Genomic DNA, 320 nt, shown 5'->3' with positions numbered 1-320 from the left:
GCCATCTGGTTTTACGGTCACGCCTTGTGGCGCATCTTTACCGAGTTCGTACTTGGTACCATTTGGCGCGGTAGTTGGGTTTCCCTCTTTGTTGGTGAAGTTTGGTTTTTCTACCGGTACTTCTTCACCTGGGATGCCTGTCTTGTCTTTGTACTTAGGTTCGACCTTTTGACTTTGATCGCTGACAGTCACTTTAGCGTTGACGGTATCTGTGGTTTTGTCTGGGTAAGTTACCTTCACTGGGACGGTAATTACGTCACCGTCTTTGGCACCTGCTGGAACCTTAACGGTTAGGCTACCGTCTGGGTTTACGGTTACGC

Annotated in this window: 1 protein-coding gene; it reads right to left on the bottom strand. The window is 49.1% G+C overall.

The features are described 5' to 3' along the window. Positions 1 to 320 (bottom strand): YPDG domain-containing protein (locus QP442_RS08405; RefSeq protein ID WP_285069779.1); only part of this gene is annotated, 320 nt, incomplete at both ends.

Source organism: Pauljensenia sp. UMB1177 (genome assembly GCF_030217965.1).
In the GTDB taxonomy this organism is placed as follows: domain Bacteria; phylum Actinomycetota; class Actinomycetes; order Actinomycetales; family Actinomycetaceae; genus Pauljensenia; species Pauljensenia turicensis_A.
This window is presented reverse-complemented; position numbering and strand designations above follow the sequence as displayed.